The sequence below is a fragment of the Nostoc sp. DedSLP03 genome (genome assembly GCF_034530815.1).
Lineage (GTDB): Bacteria > Cyanobacteriota > Cyanobacteriia > Cyanobacteriales > Nostocaceae > Nostoc.
In genome coordinates, this window is record NZ_JAVRCK010000003.1 from 43,358 (window position 1) to 61,951 (window position 18,594).

Here is an 18,594-nt window from a genome sequence, read left to right on the forward strand (position 1 = left end):
AAAAAGTCACTCTCCTATTTGCTTGCTGTTTGGGGTTGGGGATAAGGTCAAATACTTCGCAGACTCTTCTGTAACAGAGTCTGCAAACTTCAAAGTCCCCAATCCCAACGAATTAGTTCACCTTGCGTTGGAAGGTAAATGTTCTTTGAATACCCGGTGCGATCGTGCCAGTGACAGTATCTATGTACTTAGCAACATCAGTGTTTGCCGTAGTTCCAGTTTGGTCGATACCAGAGTTAGTAGCTGGATTACCACTAAAGAATTGGATGGTTGCACTCCCGGAATCCTTAGCTGAACCAACAATGTTGCTAGTATCAATTTGACCGCTAGCATCGTTGTCTAATGCCCAGTTATTGGGGCTTTTCGTGCCATCTTCAGTAATCACAACTTTGTTAGCATTCAAAATCACATTCCCAGTTCCAGATTGAGGATCGGAAATATTTGTGTATTGAATTTGGTACTCAATAATGTTTCCTGGTGCAGGCTTCTTCGGATCGATACTGAATGTGCCATCATTCCCCTGGACTACAGGCCCAGTACCTTGTAAAACTCGCGACACTTTCAACAGTTTCAGGAAGCCAGTGTAGACGCGATCTATGGTGATATTGGATGAATCAAAGGTATTATCGTTGCCAGTATCCTTAATTCCATCACCATTAGTATCTGTCGTATAATTATCAATCGAAGCAATGATCGGTACTGGGAAGCCTTTACTAATATCAGTAGATAACTGCGTACCTGGAGGTAAATCAACTTCCACACCATAGTTGATACTTGCACCAGGAGCAACATTGGGGATTGTAATTGCTGTACCAGCAGTTAATGCAAACGCTCCATTATTATAGGTATAGACAGCAGACTGACTATTATAGGTAATAGTCACCTTCGTATTATTCGGTAAATCTCCTGGAATTACTGGTGGCGTAGGCTCTATCTTCAAAACACCTGAGTCAGTACCACTGTTCTTAACTGTATTGGTGAAGCCAACTGATTGTGGGTCAAGTGTACTACCAGGTGCTGTCCCGGCAGGAACGAGAGAAGATTTGTTAGTGAAATCATCGTTGGTTCCACCTGATGGCCCAGTAGCATCCGGGGCATTTTGCGGTCCGTTGAGCAACGCTGAAGTAACAGGTGCTTGCACCGTGAAGACGTTCGCCTCACCACCTGTGCCAGTACCGCTGTTGTTATTACCTGTGTCAGTTCCAGTTTCTGGAGATGCTGGAGTGTTAATATAGCCATCATCAACGTTGCCGGGTGGTAGAGTATCGGGAATACCATCACCATTGGTATCTGTACCTGGAGGAGGCGTCATACTACCTGGAGAACCGTTGTAGTTGCTGGGATTTTGGTCGCCAGATTCGTCGTATACTGGGAAAGTGCTACTGGGTGTTTGACCAAACAATTGAGCGATATTAGCGACGGTTAAGGGTGAAGTTGCAGTTGATTCAACAGCTAGCTGAATCGAGAAGCCATTTACCGTTGTACCAGGAGCAATGGAAGTAATAGTCGCTGGATTATTGATAAAACCAACGCGAGTGACTGAGGCCAAGGGTGGTGCTGTCGTAGTCCAACTAGCAGCATTAGCATTAGTTGTAACTGCGGTAGTTGTATAAACTGTTTGCCAACCAGGAGGTGCAGTCGGTGCTACCGCCAAATCTGTACCCGCAGGAATCGCATCAGAAACCAAGATATAAGTGCCAGCAACACCATTAACATTGATGCTTGTACCCGTCAAAGCTGCTGGTGTAATTCCCTGTCCTGTGGGATCGTTGGACTCAACTCGCAAACTCAAATCGTAGGTCAATTTATCATCTGTAATCGCAGTTGTGCCAGCATTGTTATAGTCACTGCGAGTCTTGAGAATGGTGCCTAAAGCATAGGTTTTTACTGTTAAACCAACCTTAATTTGCTCGGTGGCGCTAGCTTCCCGTGTACCATTAACTGGCGCACCAGATACCTCACCAGCACTACCATCGGGGTTATCTACAGTGAATACGTCACCACCATCAGGACTCCGCAGTTGGTTTTGAGCATCACCAGGAGTATTACCAAGAGTAACGGTAATGACATCATTGGTTTGAGCGCCAGCTTGTACAGTTACTGGCACACGTACTAACACAGTACCGTTAACTGGAACAGAAGGTGTGTCTACGCCACCTTGAGGGACGTTTATCCAAGTTTGACCACCATCAGTGCTATATTGCAGGCTATTAGCTGTACCACCATTTGGTAATGTGCCAGAAACTGTACCCGGCCCAGTTGTTGTCGCTTGGTTGGGAATGTGGAATTTGGTGGGATCGTTACCTACGTTGGTCAAGGTGTAGGTGTAAATTAGTAAGTCGCCAACTGCAACATTACCGCCATTGTTATCTGTGACTCCAGACCCTGTAACGGTGATTCCAGCAACTTCTGCTACAGTGACAACGACAGTGTTAGAAGTGGCATTTATAGTTGTCCCTGGACTGTTGGGATCTTCGTAGGTTGCTGTTGCAGTGTTACTAATAGATGTACCCGCAGTCGTTCCGTCAGCTAATACGGGTGCGAGAAATTGGAAAAGGCTACCAGTTAATAATGCTGTTGCTACTAGAAATTGGTAAAATTTACGCTGCTTATTTACGGATTGATTTCGATTTACCATATAAGTAGTTTGTTTGCTGAACTTGTATCTCGGATTTTGAAACAGGATAAAGTTCGGCAATTCCCTTTAAGGAATTACCGATTATGGCTGCCCAAAACGTTGAAGTTTTGGGAATGCATATTTAAAGAGTTAAATTATTGACACTCCTGGGAAATTATATTGAGACAATAACCAGAAATAACTTGTCTAGTGGTTTTACGCTTACCCTTGAGAATCAAAGCTGGCAATCGCAAATATGTGTAATTTATTACTGTATTTTGCTTAGTTAGAGATGTAAATAGCAATGTAGCTTTTAAAGCAAAAAAAATCTTCCGTATAAATAAGTAACTTCTTGAGCTATGAATGAGTGCATCAAAGCTGAAAAATTAACTTTATTTTGGCAACACACATAGCAATTTTAGTGGCTTGATTCAGATGCTAAAAACACTAAAACTTATATACAAAAGTGTTTTTAAGTCTTTGTTATCAGAAATATATACTGCCCTGGAGAGTCATTTAGATAAAAAAAATTGAAAATTAACTAAGCGTTCTAGATCGCTTAAATAGGATAGCAATTTCAATAAATGCAATTTTATCACAAAAACATGCAATTTTATCATAGTATTTTTCAGTGTTAATGCTGGATAATGGAAACTATTTTATTTTTTCATAACATGAAAAACATACGTGTAATTACTCTAAATAGAGATTACTAGTATTAAAGTTTTACAAGAATCCTTCCTAGCAATACCAAACATATCCGATATTTTTAGTCGGGTATGTTTGACTGGTATTTTTGCTCGTGCTAGTATCAGGCGACAAGTGACAGACAAACAGGGAAAGCTAGTTTATGACTCAGGCAATCAAAACCCAAACCCAAACCAGCACTGCTTACTTTCAAGCCTTGAAGTGTAAGGAATGTGGTGCAGAATATGAACTCAAAGCCAGTAATGTTTGTGAGTTATGTTTTGGCCCTTTAGAAGTTAAATATGACTACAACGCCCTACGTCTGACTGTCACTCGTGAAACAATTCAAGCTGGGCCTAATTCAATTTGGCGCTACCGCCCCTTTTTACCTGTCGCAACTGACAATGTTATAGATGTGGGAACTGGTATGACTCCCCTAGTTCGTTCCCATCGTCTTGCCCGTCGCCTGGGTCTAAATAAGCTTTATATAAAAAATGATGCCGTGAATATGCCCACTCTGAGCTTTAAGGATCGGGTGGTGTCAGTTGCTCTATCCAGAGCGCGGGAGTTAGGTTTCACTACTGTTTCTTGCGCTAGCACTGGTAATTTGGCAAATTCTACAGCTGCGATCGCAGCTCATGCTGGTTTAGACTGCTGTGTGTTCATCCCCGCAGATTTAGAAGCTGGTAAAATTCTTGGTAGCTTAATCTACAGTCCCACCCTCATGGCCGTCAAAGGCAACTACGATCAAGTCAATCGTCTCTGTTCGGAAGTTGCTAATACACATGGCTGGGGTTTTGTCAATATTAATCTGCGTCCTTATTACTCTGAAGGTTCTAAGACGCTAGGTTTTGAAGTTGCGGAACAACTAGGCTGGGAATTACCAGATCATGTAGTTGCTCCTTTGGCATCTGGTTCGCTCTTTACAAAAATTTATAAAGGGTTCCAAGAATTTGTCGAAGTTGGTTTAGTAGAAAACAAGAGCGTCCGTTTCAGCGGTGCTCAAGCTGAAGGTTGTTCGCCCATCGCCCAAGCCTTTAAAGAAGGACGTGACTTTATTAAGCCAGTAAAACCGAATACAATTGCGAAATCGTTAGCAATCGGCAATCCAGCAGACGGTATTTATGCTGTGGAGCTAGCTCAGAAGACTGGTGGTAATATTGAGTCAGTCAATGATGCCGAAATTATTGATGGCATCAAATTGCTGGCAGAAACCGAAGGCATCTTCACAGAAACGGCTGGTGGTACAACCGTGGCCGTGCTGAAAAAACTGGTAGAAGCTGGCAAAATCGATCCAGATGAAACTACCGTGGTTTACATCACAGGCAATGGTTTGAAAACCCAAGAAGCAGTCCAAGGCTACGTTGGTGAACCCTTGACTATTGATGCGAAACTCGATAGTTTTGAACGTGCGTTAGAGCGATCGCGTACTTTGGATCGCTTGGAATGGCAACAAGTCCTCGTTTAGTTAGGAGTTATGAGTTATGAGTTTTTTATTCATAACTCCTAACTTTTAAATTATACTCCTCACTTTTAACTATTCACTTTGTACTTCTATGGCTGTAACAGTTTTAGTTCCTACAACTCTTCAGAATTTGACTAATAATCAAGCTAGTCTAGAATCCAACGGTAGCACCATTGCTGAATTGTTGGACTCCTTAGAACAAAGCTTTCCTGGTATTAAATCTCGGTTGTGCGATGAAGAAGGCAAACTACGTCGGTTTGTAAATTTTTACGTTGATAGCGAAGATATTCGCCATTTAGATGGTATTAATACAACTCTTAAAGATGGCGATGAAGTAAGTATTGTCCCAGCTGTCGCGGGTGGTTAATAGACAAAACACCAAATAAGGTAGAAGCTTAATTAGATAAAGCTTTGCAAGATTGACTTGTTCCCAGTTCTCGACTGGGAATGCTCGTTAAAAGGGCTACAGCCTCTCTTACTTGCAGTACAGACAATACAGCCAGCATTTCCAGGCGATTGTTAGGTGAAAACGAGAATTTCACCCATATTTTGGTTGATGTTGACACTAATAAGCAATAGCGCACAACTTATCTTGTGGGACTGATTTTACTTGACTAACTATACAGCAATGATCTGAACAAGTCTTTGTTGCCAAGACTCATTGTTATCAATAGTTAAGATAATCCGCTTGTAGGATTCATCTTGCAATTCAATGGTTAAATAATTTGTCTCTCGATTCACATACCAAAACTCTTTACCTCGGTTAGTGTAATAAGTTCCAGCTTTAATTACTCCAGGAATAAAACTACCAGGGGCACGCAATTCTCGCCAATTACTTTGGGGTTCGGCTGTTGTGACTTGTTCAATATGGGCTAGTGATATTTGCCAAAGCTTATTCAAACGAACGGCTAGCAGTTGCTCTTTAAACGTAAATTCTATCTGCAATTTATCATCAACTATACTTAGGTTCATGATGAACTTTTTCGTCAGTAATTTTTGTCTAGTATTACCCACAAAAGTCTATTTATAAACAGTATTTGCTAGTCATTAGCAAGTCAAAAATTATTCATTATAGTTGTAAAAATACTGATAAATAATTATAGCTTATGGCAGATTAATTTTCTATTTTAGATATTTGGCGATCTCGAAGCAAAATAATATCGAGTTTCAGCATATTTGCAAACATCCTATAGGAAGATGCTCTATGAATATAATCATGAGTCTATTAATTTGGGATGTTGTTATACACTGGATTGATATCGAGATTTGGCGGTGAATCAAACGGTTTTTGTATCTATTGAAAATCAGGTATATAGCATTAAAAAAGATATATTTAAGAGTTGATTAAGACCAATTTAATTTAAGTGCTATCAAGATTTAAGTTATATAATATTTATCTGCAAGCAGGATTAAAAACTAAAAGTACTCCGCAGAATGCCGATAGTAACTGAGTCACTATCTGGTGTGTTACCAGGCTGGATAAGATGAATTATTCCTGGTGTAATGCTAATATTATCTGTTAATTTAAAACGATAAAATGCCTCAATTTGAGTGGTCGTGCCTGGTTGTCCACCTGCTCGTCCTAAACCTGTATTGATAAAATCAGGGACATTATTTCCTACAGGTAAGTCACTACTAGTGATTTTAGGAGGTTGACCGACATAAATTCCTCCTAAATTTCCTTTCTTCAATAAATCAGGGAAATTCAGAAACACCATATAATTTGTTGTTTCTACACTTCCCGATTGCCCAGGAATATAAGATTTAGTATAACCACCCCACGCACCTGCGCTAATGCGGGGAGAAATTTGCCAAGTAAGAGTTGCACCTACGGCGTTAGTTTGTAGCGGTGCTGATTTTCCGGTAGTGGTATTAACTGTAGTTAAGCATTCATCACCAACAAAGGTTAGCAAACAACCATCGGAAGCGTAATTGTTAACGTAATATAAACTTAAATCTAGAGTATCGGTTGGTGTCAGCAGTAATTGCACACCTGTTGTAGTGGTTCCATCAAATAAACCGCTACCTTTACCGGGATTCCCTGGTTGATAACTAGTATAAATTGCCTGCAAACTAGCGCGTTTAGCAAATTGCCAATCAATAGCTATACCGCCGTGACCATATCCCATATTTAAAATTGGGTTTCTTTGGGCAAAATAAGATAATGGCCCTGTTGCAGCGCTTTCTACCCGATTGGGGCCTCGGAAAGCAGCTGGCATACTTACACCTTCTGTTCCTATCATTACTGCTAATTTATTTGTCACCAGCCAATGAAAATTTAAGTCACTTACTATCAAGCTATCTGTAGGAAATTCGTAACCAAGTAAAACATCATTCCGGGAAACACTATTAGTAAATCTAGGTGCAGTTGTTCCGTTACCATCTAAAAGACCTGTAAACAAATAACTACTGGGAGTGATTTGACTAGTTAAATACAGCTGTGCCAGGGAAATAACATTAATATTTGTCCCGGCATCATCTGTATCCTTTTGTCCATCTCTAGGATTAACATCACCACGATTGTTAGTTCGTCCTTGAATGCCAACTATCAGTAGTCCACTGAGTTTAGTTGTTGTTGAGAATTGGTTGGTTTCAATTTGGGCAGTTTTGGCTTCTAAATTATCGACACGACCCCGCAAAGTTGCTAATTCAGGAGCAAATTCTGACTGTAATTTTTGTAATATTGCTAAATCTTCGCGAGTGACTAAATCGCTGGTGGCTGTAGTGATTAATTCGTTGACTCTATCTAAACAAGCGTTTACACCCGCAGCAAATTCATACCGAGTTAAGGCGCGATTACCGCGATAGCTGCTATCTGGATAGCCGGCTATACAACCATAACGTTCTACCAAAGACTGCAAGGCTTGGAATGCCCAATCGTTGGGTTGTACATCCTTGAGTTGAGATACCGATGTAACTTGAGCCATCGGTTCTTCTGGGAGGAGGGGAGATGAGGGAATAATACTATTGTCCTTAACTCCTATCTCCTGAGTAGTTTCTGGATTGATGTACTCTTGTGCTAATGCTGTTTGTGCAACTCCATTTACTCCCGCAATTAGTAACGATGCGAGCATCCAGGTTTTGCGATGATTGCGGCTAATAAGTCTACCTTTCAATTTTTTACACTCTGCTCACATACTTAAGTGAAGAGTGTATTCGCGATCGTCTAGGGTTCACATGGGGACATTTACGGATTTTGTCCCAAATTAGACTTAATGCTTCTGGGCAACTTTTGCAAGGGCGAGTATAACAGGGTATTGGGTATTGGGGACTGGTTACTGGGGACTGGGTACTGGGGATTAGGAAAGAGTTTTCTTAATACCCAATCCCTAATCCCCAATCCCCAATCCCTAATCCCTAATCCCCAATCTATGGCAAATCGTTCACGCAAGCTGAAGCCAAAAGACTCTAAACCAAATCAACCTCGTGCTGGTGCGATGAAACGCGTCGCTAAAAAATCCCAGAAAAAGCTAAAACGAGGAAGTTGGTTGTCATCAATATTAGCAATGCCTACGGCGGTAAGCTACGCAATTATCTTAAGTAGTGCTAGTCTAATTATGGCTTTTGCCTGGATTAGTGTTCTCTTCATCTTCAATCCAGACGAAGTAAGCTGGCTAAATAAAATTTTACCTGCATGGGCACAAATTCCCCTTGGTAAACACGAACGCCCCCAAACTCTCAAACAAATTCAACTCGATTTGAGTAAAAAAAACCAAATATTTGGGGAAACTCTGCCTTTATATCAGGATGTGAAAGCCTCATTTTTACTACCAATTTTTCAACAACGTGCTAATTGTCAATCTGATTGTAAAGAACTGGTGGAACTCAGGGTTTACGAGCGATCAGTTGAGTTAGAGTTTAAATCTCAGTCAGAAAATTACTACTATTTAGCGACTCAATTATCTGTAACTGGCCCAGATGAATCCTTTGTGATTTCTTCTTTGCTTGATGGAACTTCAGAACCCCAGGATATCAGTATTCCCCTACCTTTAACTGAAGTGCAACGCTTTGAAGGTAAGACACCATCATCAGGGGTTTGGTTTGATTTGCGGGGTAAACGCCAACAACCAACTGGTACGATCCGCTACGGTTACGTCGTATACTACAATCCAGAACGCACAAACTTACTACAAATGTTGTCTTGGACTAGTCCTAACGGACAATTGCCGAAATGGCAGCAGGTAACTGGTGATGGTACAAAAGAGTTAGTTATCGATCAAACAGTAGGTTTAGAACCGCATTTACAAGTTTACCAAGTTAAACCTCTGAAGTTATTCCTCAAACCAATTCAATTGGAGGCGATTAGCCTCCAATCATCGACCTTCAAGAATTCTGGATACCAAAGTGCCTTGTCAATTGCGCGTAGTGGATTGTGGACACCAGCTTTTGAATGGTTGAAATTCATCAAGAAACAGCGCAAAGGAGTTTTACCAGAAGCGGCGCAAGCACAAATGGATTTGATTCGCTTGCATTCTCAACTTACTAAAATTCAAGCCCAGAAAATTTGGGCAAGTCCTAGTCAAGAAGTACTGGCAGATTTGATTGATGGCCGCTGGGAGAAAGCTTTACAGGTGTTTGAAGCGTCGCCACATAATGCCCAAGAAATTGCTACTCTACTCAAAGCTGATGAAAAACGGTTGTGGAATCGCACAGCAGCAGCGTTGCAGGTGAACCCAAATAGACGAGAGGTGCAAGCTTGGTTCGCGTTGATTTTAGCAGTTCAGCGAGGAGAAGGACACGCTAATTCTTGGTTAAAGGCGCAACCAAAAATTACAAAAGAGAATCTTGCCTATATTCAAGGTCTATTATCAAGACTCAATGGTAAGGGGACATCGCAAATATCCTCGACTCACCTTAGTCAGATTGTTGGTACAGTGCAGCCAATTACTCAAGTTACCAATACCGAATGGCTGCAACCAAATTCCCCAGCAGATTTGAAACTTACGGATAATCAAGTTTGGTATCAGGTGGAGGTGAGTGCATTTAATGACGGGAAACGCTGGCTAAATTTTCCCTTTGAGAATTTTAACCCCCCGAAAACTGACGCTGCTAAATTTTTCTGGAAAACTTTGGGAATCAGTTCTGACCCGGAAATCCAGATTGTAGTCTGGTTGGCAAATGGAGAACAAAAAATCACTATAGCCACTATCAAAGCGGTGCAACTACGGGGTAAAGTTTTGCGCCTATTAGCTGCTGGTCCCAAAATTCCAGATAATCCAAACGATGTTCTCCAACCCAAACCTTTAGCTTTGACAAATGCAGCATTGGAATGGGTGCAACCATCTCCTATTACTCTACGAGAACTGCATCAACAAAATCCCCAAGGGGTGAAGATAATGCTATCGAGTCTGTGGCAATCTTTACAAAAATCCGGTGAATTTCCGGTTGGTGCTATTCCTAGCTTTGAACAGATGCAGGAAAAATTAGGTGATTGGCCCGTTCAAGTGATTGATTTAACAAATAACGCTCAACCAGAAATAATCCTGACTATCTCACCAGAAGCAATAGCATCCTTGAATCAGGGGACACCTGAACAGAGAAAAAACACAGAGCAGCGCCGCGACCGGACTATAATTTTGTCTGATGTAAATAAAGTTATTTACACTGATTTTACAGGAAATTACTTACAAAGACTCTCTGCGATCGCCAAGCTTTCAGGGGTGCAATCCTTAGCTTTACTGGTAGAAAATGCTCATAACTACAGTTTGAGGCGCTGGTCAGAGAAAAATCAGCGCTTTGAATAACGCACCCCTGGCTCAAATTTCCCCTTTACTCAAATTTAAATTAAAGAGGGGAAAAGCGACGCCGAATAGCCCGTCGTAGTCATCGCTATCTCGAAGACTGACTTATTCTTCTTTTTGGTTGGTTTCGGCTAAACGTTGGTGCTTCAGATTTTCCAATTGCTGCAACAGAGAGTCTACCTCTGCTTGTAAATGCATCAATTTAGCTTGCTGATCGTCTTGATAATAAGACTTGGTTAACTTATTGACCCAGGCAGTCTGGGACTCGCGATCGGAAACACTAGATAAATAAGTAGGCATTGCTAATTAAATCCACTATTTAACTCACACCATTAGAAATATTATAATAATGCTCTTTTAAGCTTTATTAAATAATTGTATATTTTCAATCAATTACTCTAATGGATTTTGGGTTCAATCATAAAAGACGGTGATTATAATGGCTGTGTTCCAAAAAAACACTGACCCAAGTGTGTAAAGCATCCTTCCACGGGAAGATACTTAAGAATAGTTAATTTATACTCTGTCAATTATGGTTGTACAAACAATTATCGCCGTTTTTGAGGAATTTACGCAAGAAATTATATGTAGACTATATCAAGAATTATCCTAAATCATGAAAAAACGTAGGGCGAAGCACTGGCACTTGGTGCAGTCTCTTGTAGAAAGGGAGGTGGAAGGCTAACATCAAAAAGAGACAGCCTCTTAAGTATTTTCCTATCTTAAGTAAAACACATCGACCAGGAAAATACATAGATATCATTGAATAAAATAATTCAATAAGCGCGACTTAAACCACGGATAAATAAAATTTTTAGAGAGTTATGACGTAAGTCTAATATAGGAATCAGTTTAATTCGGAGAATTTACTTCTATAGACAGGGAACACAAAATAAGGAATAGGATAAATACGTACTCAGTCTTGTTCAAAAATCAAATAAGAGTCCTATAGATTTACAGATGATTTTTCACCTTGTCAGTCTCCTCGAAGGTAATTTGTTGAACCGAAGGTCGCCGTGGCGGTTTATGATAAATTAACGTTCTAAATAAAAATAGTAAGTGAAACGCCTGCACCACAAATAATATTCTTAACAAGATTCTTTGAGATTAGGGAACTCTGAACAGGCAACTGGTAACGAAAAATCTACTTTTTTCCTCTTTCCCATTTTGCGCTTCCCGATCCCACCCTTTCTAAAATATCCAATCCTTACATTAAGAAATTTTAAATCCCGTGACTTTGAGCCTGTCTGTTGCTACATCTCATCGCCAACCCTGGCCCGGACTGATAGAAGCCTATCGCGAATACTTGCCTGTCAGCGAAAAAACACCGATTGTGACTCTGTTGGAGGGCAACACACCTCTAATACCAGCGCCAGCGATCGCAGAACGCATTGGCAGACAAGTACGGGTTTTTGTAAAATATGACGGTCTCAATCCCACCGGCAGCTTCAAAGACCGGGGGATGACTATGGCAATTTCCAAGGCCAAGGAAGCAGGGGCAAAAGCAGTCATTTGTGCCAGCACGGGCAACACCTCAGCCGCCGCTGCTGCTTATGCCAGACGCGGAGGTATGAATGCCTTTGTACTGATTCCCGACGGTTATGTAGCACTGGGCAAGTTAGCTCAAGCATTACTGTACGGCGCAGAAGTATTGGCAATTAAAGGTAATTTTGACCAAGCGCTAGAAATTGTCCGCGACATGGCCGAAAGCTATCCGATCACTTTGGTGAATTCGGTCAATCCCTACCGCCTAGAAGGACAAAAAACAGGAGCCTTTGAAATTGTCGATGCATTGGGTAATGCACCAGATTGGTTGTGTATTCCCGTGGGAAATGCCGGAAATATCACAGCATATTGGATGGGCTTTTGTCAATATCATCAAGCCAGAAAGTGCGATCGCCTACCCCGGATGATGGGATTCCAAGCCGCAGGAGCAGCCCCCTTAGTCCACGGTCAGCCAGTGGCGCATCCCGAAACCCTAGCAACAGCAATTCGCATAGGCAACCCTGCAAGTTGGGAATTAGCGATCGCCGCCCAAACCGCCAGTCAGGGAAATTTCCACGCCGTTACCGATGCCGAAATTCTCGATGCCTATCGACTTTTGGCAGCATCAGAAGGTATCTTCTGCGAACCTGCTAGCGCCGCTTCTGTCGCTGGGTTGTTGCAGGTGAAAGACCAAGTTCCCACAGGGGCGACAGTAGTTTGTGTCCTCACAGGCAATGGACTAAAAGACCCAGATACAGCCATTAAACACAATCACAGCCAATTTCAACAAGGTATCGCGGCAGAACTGGGTGCAGTAGCCAAGGCAATGGGATTTTAGGGCATTGGGCATGGGGCATGGGGCATGGGGCATTGGGAAAGAGGAGGCAGAAGGCAGGAGGCAGAAGTTCTTTAATTTTGAATTTTGAATTTTGAATTGATTTCTCATCTCCCTGCTCCCCTGCTCCCTGCTCCTGCTCGTTCGCGCGTCAGGCTATCAATAGCATCACCCAATGCAGTAGTGAGGCTATTGCGGGTTTGGGCGTGATTATCCTGCTCAGTTTTCAAAGCTTGCAAGAGGCGATCGCGTTCTTTAATTGCGGCGATTAGTTTAGCTTGCAAGTCTTCCACAGATTTTAGCTGTTCTATTTCTTGTTGGATAGCTGCTGGTGTCCCAGCAGCTAGTGTGTCTATTTCAAGACCTTGGAGTTTATGCAGTTCTGCTTTGAGAGAGGCGATCGTCTGTTGGGAAAGTTGAGTATCTGTACGGCGTTGTTCTGCTTCTGTATTGTAAAGCTGACGCCATTTTTGGGCACTTTCCCAAGCTGTATCGCGCTCGTGTTGAAGTTCCGCCATCTGCTCTTTGATTACCTGGATTTCTGTCAACCACTGTTGTGTTAAATCTTGATTCATACATTAATAGTCATTAGTCATTGCTCAATGGTCATTAATTAGAAACTCTCGACTCAGTATTCTTGCGGTAGAAAGTATAGATGCGATCGCTACGCAAAATTTAGCACAGTAGTTAATAAACCCAACCAGTTTTAACTCTAAATTATGCCAAAGCTTCGTTTTTTTCGCTTCTTTCGCCACCTCAATTGGCGCACGATTAAAAAAACTTTTTCCCGAACAATCGAAAGGCGACTTTTTGGACTCGCCTCGGAAATCGCCTTTAATGCTATGCTATCGCTGTTTCCAGCAATTCTTGCGATCATCACAGCCATTGGCTTATTGGCAGAATCTTTACAAAACACCTTTAAACAACTGGCGGCACAACTAAGTCAAATCTTACCCGAACAAGCCCTGGAGCTAATTCGTGATTTTGCTACCACAGAAATTACTAACTCCAAAAACAGTGGTTTATTTTCTCTAAGCTTTGTATTAGCAATTTGGACTGCTTCTGGGGCGGTGAGTACCGCAATGACAGCCCTCGATCAAATCCATCAAATTCCTTCAGAAAACATCCGTCCTTTTTGGAAAGCCAAGCTTGTCTCTCTGGGATTAACAGTCGGCACAATGTTGCTTTTAATACTAGCTTCTCTCTCGGTATTTGCTAGCGACTGGCTATTGGGAATAGTAGCGCGCGAAAATAGTTCTTTGATCTTTTTGTTGCATCTTTGGCTACTGTTACGCTGGCCTTTAGCTTTAAGTATTGTTGCTGTCGCCTTTGGTTTTGTTTATCGCTATGGCCCTAGTCAGTGGAACTCAGGCACGCCAATGATGCCTGGAGCAATTTTAGCAGCTGTTTTTTGGGCAATGTTGTCTGCCCTATTTCGGCTGTATGTGGCGAATTTTGGCAATTATAATAAAGTATATGGTGCTGTAGGAGCAGTGATAGTTTTAATGCTCTGGCTGTCAATGAGCGCTGCTGTTCTGTTAATCGGCGATCAGTTAAACGTGACTGTCGGCGAAGATATGCGCTTAAAAGCCCAGCCGCAATCGAAAGTAAAATATTAATTCGTAAATCCTTGAGAAAATGATTGCAAAAGCTCAGTAGGGGAGTAAAATATCTAACGATTCAATACAAAGTAAGCGATTGCCTCCATGACTGATTCTCCTCCTCGATTTCCGATGATTGAACCTGATGCCAAAGCACCCACCTTGAAGCGCCTGCGTCAGCTAAGTCGGTTGTTGGATAATGTTATTACCATTCCTGGCACAAAGATTGGTTTTGGTTTAGATCCAATTTTAGGACTCATACCGATTGGTGGTGATTTTTTGGGAATAATGTTTTCTAGCTACATTATTCTAGAAGCAGCACGGCTAGGCGTATCTAGAGCGACTCTAGGTAAAATGGTTTTGAACGTAATCATTGATGGCTTGGTAGGCGCTGTCCCAGTTTTGGGAGACTTTTTTGATGTTGCCTGGAGAGCTAACACTAATAATATCAAGCTCTTGGAAGAATACTTAAAGTTTCCTAGCGAGCAAAAGAGTGCAGACAGATGGTTTATCTTTGCCGTTTTGGCTGGATTATTGCTCATCTCCATTGTCTTAGTAGCATTGCCTGTGATCCTAATTAGAATCTTGTGGAACGCCTTTACAGGCGGTTAAATTGTTTATTGATAAAAGAATGAAAGATTGGTGGCAAGCTACTTTTCCCAAAGGGCGGCAAAGTTTAGTTATTAGTGACGCTAAAGGGTATCCTGTACAAATTGCTTATGGCGAAAGAGGAAGAGGGAAACCGCTAATTTTATTACATGGTATGGGGAGTTGGAGCTACAATTGGCGGCACAGCGTAGCAGCATTATCTAAATATTACCGAGTAATTTGTTTTGATGCCAAAGGTTTTGGTTTTTCCGAAAAACCATTGTCTCGTAAAGAACACAACGGTCATCAAGTTATTGAATTTAAAAGAATTATTCAGGCATTATGTGATGAACCCGCAATCATTGTGGCAGAATCTCTAGGGGGATTAGTTGCCCTTGCTCTTGCTCAAGAAAACCCGCAGTTAATCGGACGGCTTATAGTCGTAAACGTACCTGTTTTTGCCGAACAGCTACCTCATTGGTCTATGTGGTTGCTTGCCCAAATGCCCTTAGAAATAATGCAAACAATTGATTCCTTACGTCTGACATATTTGTTTGCACCTCTATTTAAAGAAGTTATGGCAATAGAAAGACGTAGGGTATTATTCGATCCCTCAATCTTGACACAGGAAGATATCTATTGGATAACTTACCCGTTTACTGAATTGCCTGGTACGATCGCAAAAGTTGCCGAAGAGTTACAAATAGCCGCGCAAGAAATTGAGAATTGGCAAGCAAATAAGCCCAATATGCTCACCAAAATTCAAAATAACCTGAGTGCAATTAAGTGTCCTACATTAGTTTTGTGGGGTGAGCAAGATAGTTGGTTTCCTGCTAGTCATGGTAGAAAATTACATCAACATATCCCTAATTCTAAATTACAGATTTTATCTAACTGCTGTCATGATGCCTCAACTGGGGCTTCTGCGGTGGTGAATAAAGCGATTCTTAAGTTTTTACAAGATACTAACTTTTAAAGAAGGATTCAGAAGCCAGAATTCAGAATTCAGTATACCAGTTACACAAATTTCATTCTGACCGGAGGCGGAGCGTCTCTGGCTCCGCTCCTGAATTCTGTTTCGATAAAAAGAGAGTGGGAGGAAGCATATCAGTCAGCTTTCAAACTCCCACTCTATCATTTGCTGCTGAAGTGAACAGGAATGTATACAGACGTTACCCCTATTAGGGGCTAATGCGTAGTTCAAGAACGCCTGCACGCATTTAATATTCCTGTTGCAGCAAATGCCAAACCTGATTATTGAATTTATTTAGCAAATAATTGTTAGAGATAGCTTTTTGTTTTTGTAAATCACTTGGTAAACAGTGTTTTACAAAAGAAATTCACTTAAGTGGTAGTCCCTGATAATCAAACCCTTGAAGTCGTTTATCTTCATACAATTTAACTTGAATAATCAAAAGCTAGTTGCCATTTTGGCAAGTTTTTAAATTTCCTAATTGCTCATATCTAACTTTTGAAAAGCAGTTAAACCGCTATATAGCGAATCAATTATTCGTACATAACAAGATTCCCGACTTCTTAGAGAAAGTCGGGAATCTAAGCCTAGCTAATTGGCAAAAAGTGTTAATTTAACGGGGTTTACTTTACCGTAGTATTAATACTGGCGTAAAATAGCAGACAATGAACTATTTTTACGAAGATCCATCAATTCTGCTAAGGGTTCTGTGCGCGTATCCAGGTGGTGCTTGTGTTCTGCTGGGAGAACAGTTACCAGATGCTTTGTTTTAGGCTGCATCTGCATCAGGGGCATTAGTTGTGGCTGTGGCACAAAAATTGGTTGACTCTTAGGAAGATTTGGTTCCAATTTTTGGTAATGCTTCTGTGCCAAGCGTACCTGCTGCCGATTAACCTGTTTTTGAACTTTTTGCGGTTGCTTGGTGCGGTTAAGCATTCGGAAAATCAGCAAAGAACCACCACCACAGCTGAGAACGATCGCAGCAATCACCCATAAAGGTGTAGGATTGCTATTCTCAGAGGGCGGACTGATTGGTTCTTCAACGATAACTGGGATTTTTTCTGGTTCTTCTTGTGGCACGGGGCCAGCATTACCTAAGCTATATAAGGCAAAGGTGCCACCTCCCAGAAACATGGCTAAACACCCAGTTAACAATAGCCAAGGATGATGTGCAACCAGATATATCAGAACATTCGAGCTGTTTCTTAGTCTCGATTTCCTGTTTGTCAGCTCTGGAGTAGCCCTTTTTAAATGGGTTCGCTCGCGCTGTACACTCTGACTTTTTTCCATGATTACTTTCAGATTTGTACCCCTCTAGTCAATAAATTGTACTGGAGGAGTCAAGCATCAGGTATCCGTAACAAAATTTAGATTTAAGTAGCTTTTTTGTAAGACATAAGCTACCAAATCTGGCTAAATTTTGCCAAAGTTCTGTATTTATTGTGGCTTTTTACCGTAATAATCAGAAATCAGTTTGCTGATTTCTTCTCTCAGCTAGGAGAATGCCTTTCAAGAGCAAGTTGAATTAACCGATCGACTAATTCTGGAAAAGAGACTCCACTATGTGCCCAGAGTTGAGGATACATACTCGTTGCAGTAAAGCCTGGCAACGTATTGATTTCGTTAATAAATACTTCTTGTGTTGCTTCCACATAGAAAAAATCTACCCTTGCTAATCCAGCAGCGTCAACAGCGGCAAAAGCTTGTAAAGCCATGTCCTGAATTTGACGGGCGATCGCCTCTGGAAGCTGGGCGGGGATCAGTAAATCTGCCCGACCCTCAGTATATTTAGTTTCATAATCATAAAAATCGCTGTCATAAGTAATCTCTCCAATGACAGAGGCTTGGGGTTGGTCGTTACCTAAAACGGCACACTCAACTTCTCTAGCGACTACTCCAGCTTCTACAACTAGTCGGCGATCGTAACTGGCAGCACTATCTAAAGCGGCTTCTAATTCTGGGCGCGATCGCACTTTGGCAATACCCACTGATGAACCCAAATTAGCAGGCTTGACAAAAGCAGGATAACCTAATGTTGCCTCAATTTCATCACACAGTTTCGGAAATACGCAAGGATTAGACCAAACCTGCGATCTAGTTACCGCCTTGTATTTTACCTGGGGTAATCCCGCTTGCTCAAAGGCCATTTTCATGGCAATTTTATCCATTCCCATAGCCGAACCTAACACCCCAGAACCGACAAAGGGGACTTGCATCAAAGTCAGTAACCCTTGAATCGTTCCATCTTCACCGTTGGGGCCGTGGAGGATGGGAAACCAAACATCCACTTGGGCAACTTGAGAGGGAGATTGCCAATTGCTCAGAGTTTGGGCTTGAGGGTTGGATGTCAGGTTTCCAACAGATGTTGATTCTGCCGATTCCAGTAGCGGACTGCCGGTTGCTAAAACCTTTTGGGGTGCTTCTCCTGCTAGCCAGCGGCCATCTTTTTGGATGTAAAAAGGCAATATTTCGTACTTACTAGCATTTTCCCCAGCACTCAAGGCGTTAGCGATCGCCCCTGCTGATTTGATCGAAACTTCATGTTCTCCCGAACGACCGCCAAACAGTAACCCCACCCGCAGCTTAGTCATTTTCGGCTCCT

14 protein-coding genes are annotated in these 18,594 nt (G+C 41.8%); 7 read left to right on the forward strand and 7 right to left on the reverse strand.

The window, feature by feature from the left end:
- Nucleotides 1-112: 112 nt before the first annotated feature.
- Nucleotides 113-2,638 carry a hypothetical protein gene (locus RM368_RS02200; protein WP_322692524.1) on the reverse strand — a complete coding sequence of 842 codons (2,526 nt, stop codon included), beginning with the start codon at nt 2,636-2,638 and terminating at the stop codon, nt 113-115.
- An 829-nt stretch (nt 2,639-3,467) separates the two neighbouring features.
- Here RM368_RS02200 and thrC (RM368_RS02205) point away from each other — a divergent pair.
- Both thrC (RM368_RS02205) and RM368_RS02210 read left to right on the forward strand, forming a co-directional pair.
- Nucleotides 3,468-4,772, forward strand: coding sequence for a threonine synthase (gene thrC, locus RM368_RS02205; protein ID WP_322692525.1), 1,305 nt, complete (start codon nt 3,468-3,470; stop codon nt 4,770-4,772).
- An 88-nt stretch (nt 4,773-4,860) separates the two neighbouring features.
- Nucleotides 4,861-5,136, forward strand: a complete 276-nt coding sequence (locus tag RM368_RS02210; protein ID WP_322692526.1) for a ubiquitin-like small modifier protein 1 — start codon at nt 4,861-4,863, stop codon at nt 5,134-5,136.
- A gap of 251 nt (nt 5,137-5,387) precedes the next feature.
- On the opposite strand, the gene RM368_RS02215 is transcribed toward RM368_RS02210, so the two are convergent.
- Nucleotides 5,388-5,741 carry a hypothetical protein gene (locus RM368_RS02215; protein WP_322692527.1) on the reverse strand — a complete coding sequence of 118 codons (354 nt, stop codon included), beginning with the start codon at nt 5,739-5,741 and terminating at the stop codon, nt 5,388-5,390.
- A 437-nt stretch (nt 5,742-6,178) separates the two neighbouring features.
- A complete protein-coding gene (locus RM368_RS02220; protein WP_322692528.1) occupies nt 6,179-7,843 on the reverse strand; it encodes an iron uptake porin in 1,665 nt (554 codons plus the stop codon).
- A 297-nt stretch (nt 7,844-8,140) separates the two neighbouring features.
- On the opposite strand from RM368_RS02220, the gene RM368_RS02225 reads away from it, so the two are divergent.
- Nucleotides 8,141-10,513 (forward strand): hypothetical protein, encoded by a 2,373-nt coding sequence (locus RM368_RS02225; protein WP_322692529.1) that lies wholly within the window; start codon nt 8,141-8,143, stop codon nt 10,511-10,513.
- 102 nt (nt 10,514-10,615) lie between these two features.
- On the opposite strand, the gene RM368_RS02230 is transcribed toward RM368_RS02225, so the two are convergent.
- Complete coding sequence (locus RM368_RS02230; protein WP_322692530.1) at nt 10,616-10,810, reverse strand: hypothetical protein; 195 nt, start codon at nt 10,808-10,810, stop codon at nt 10,616-10,618.
- Nucleotides 10,811-11,741: 931 nt separating this feature from the next.
- Here RM368_RS02230 and thrC (RM368_RS02235) point away from each other — a divergent pair.
- On the forward strand, nt 11,742-12,833 hold the full coding sequence (gene thrC / locus RM368_RS02235; protein WP_322692531.1) for a threonine synthase: 1,092 nt from the start codon (nt 11,742-11,744) through the stop codon (nt 12,831-12,833).
- Nucleotides 12,834-12,937: 104 nt separating this feature from the next.
- Here the strand turns inward: thrC (RM368_RS02235) and RM368_RS02240 are convergent, their stop codons facing one another.
- Nucleotides 12,938-13,405, reverse strand: a complete 468-nt coding sequence (locus tag RM368_RS02240) for a hypothetical protein (RefSeq protein ID WP_322692532.1) — start codon at nt 13,403-13,405, stop codon at nt 12,938-12,940.
- A gap of 144 nt (nt 13,406-13,549) precedes the next feature.
- On the opposite strand from RM368_RS02240, the gene RM368_RS02245 reads away from it, so the two are divergent.
- The 3 genes from RM368_RS02245 (at nt 13,550) to RM368_RS02255 (ending at nt 15,995) form a co-directional block, all read left to right on the forward strand.
- On the forward strand, nt 13,550-14,449 hold the full coding sequence (locus RM368_RS02245) for a YihY/virulence factor BrkB family protein (protein WP_322692533.1): 900 nt from the start codon (nt 13,550-13,552) through the stop codon (nt 14,447-14,449).
- 87 nt (nt 14,450-14,536) lie between these two features.
- A complete protein-coding gene (locus RM368_RS02250; protein WP_322692534.1) occupies nt 14,537-15,043 on the forward strand; it encodes a DUF4112 domain-containing protein in 507 nt (168 codons plus the stop codon).
- 19 nt (nt 15,044-15,062) lie between these two features.
- Entirely contained in the window at nt 15,063-15,995 is a 933-nt protein-coding gene (locus tag RM368_RS02255) for an alpha/beta hydrolase (RefSeq protein WP_322692535.1), read from the forward strand.
- Between the two features lie 636 nt (nt 15,996-16,631).
- Here RM368_RS02255 and RM368_RS02260 read toward each other — a convergent pair.
- Both RM368_RS02260 and RM368_RS02265 read right to left on the reverse strand, forming a co-directional pair.
- Entirely contained in the window at nt 16,632-17,126 is a 495-nt protein-coding gene (locus RM368_RS02260) for a hypothetical protein (protein ID WP_322692536.1), read from the reverse strand.
- 356 nt (nt 17,127-17,482) lie between these two features.
- The gene (locus tag RM368_RS02265) at nt 17,483-18,583 is read right to left on the reverse strand and encodes a D-alanine--D-alanine ligase family protein (RefSeq protein ID WP_322692537.1); all 1,101 of its coding nucleotides are present in this window, start codon (nt 18,581-18,583) and stop codon (nt 17,483-17,485) included.
- Nucleotides 18,584-18,594: the final 11 nt, after the last annotated feature.

Excerpts from the sequence above, each read along its gene's own strand:
- RM368_RS02200 (WP_322692524.1), bottom strand. The coding sequence starts at position 2,638 with ATGGTAAATCGAAATCAATCCGTAAATAAGCAGCGTAAATTTTACCAA.
- thrC (WP_322692525.1), top strand. The coding sequence starts at position 3,468 with ATGACTCAGGCAATCAAAACCCAAACCCAAACCAGCACTGCTTACTTT.
- RM368_RS02210 (WP_322692526.1), top strand. The coding sequence starts at position 4,861 with ATGGCTGTAACAGTTTTAGTTCCTACAACTCTTCAGAATTTGACTAAT.
- RM368_RS02215 (WP_322692527.1), bottom strand. The coding sequence starts at position 5,741 with ATGAACCTAAGTATAGTTGATGATAAATTGCAGATAGAATTTACGTTT.
- RM368_RS02220 (WP_322692528.1), bottom strand. The coding sequence starts at position 7,843 with ATGCTCGCATCGTTACTAATTGCGGGAGTAAATGGAGTTGCACAAACA.
- RM368_RS02225 (WP_322692529.1), top strand. The coding sequence starts at position 8,141 with ATGGCAAATCGTTCACGCAAGCTGAAGCCAAAAGACTCTAAACCAAAT.
- RM368_RS02230 (WP_322692530.1), bottom strand. The coding sequence starts at position 10,810 with ATGCCTACTTATTTATCTAGTGTTTCCGATCGCGAGTCCCAGACTGCC.
- RM368_RS02240 (WP_322692532.1), bottom strand. The coding sequence starts at position 13,405 with ATGAATCAAGATTTAACACAACAGTGGTTGACAGAAATCCAGGTAATC.
- RM368_RS02245 (WP_322692533.1), top strand. The coding sequence starts at position 13,550 with ATGCCAAAGCTTCGTTTTTTTCGCTTCTTTCGCCACCTCAATTGGCGC.
- RM368_RS02250 (WP_322692534.1), top strand. The coding sequence starts at position 14,537 with ATGACTGATTCTCCTCCTCGATTTCCGATGATTGAACCTGATGCCAAA.
- RM368_RS02255 (WP_322692535.1), top strand. The coding sequence starts at position 15,063 with ATGAAAGATTGGTGGCAAGCTACTTTTCCCAAAGGGCGGCAAAGTTTA.
- RM368_RS02260 (WP_322692536.1), bottom strand. The coding sequence starts at position 17,126 with ATGTTTCTGGGAGGTGGCACCTTTGCCTTATATAGCTTAGGTAATGCT.
- RM368_RS02265 (WP_322692537.1), bottom strand. The coding sequence starts at position 18,583 with ATGACTAAGCTGCGGGTGGGGTTACTGTTTGGCGGTCGTTCGGGAGAA.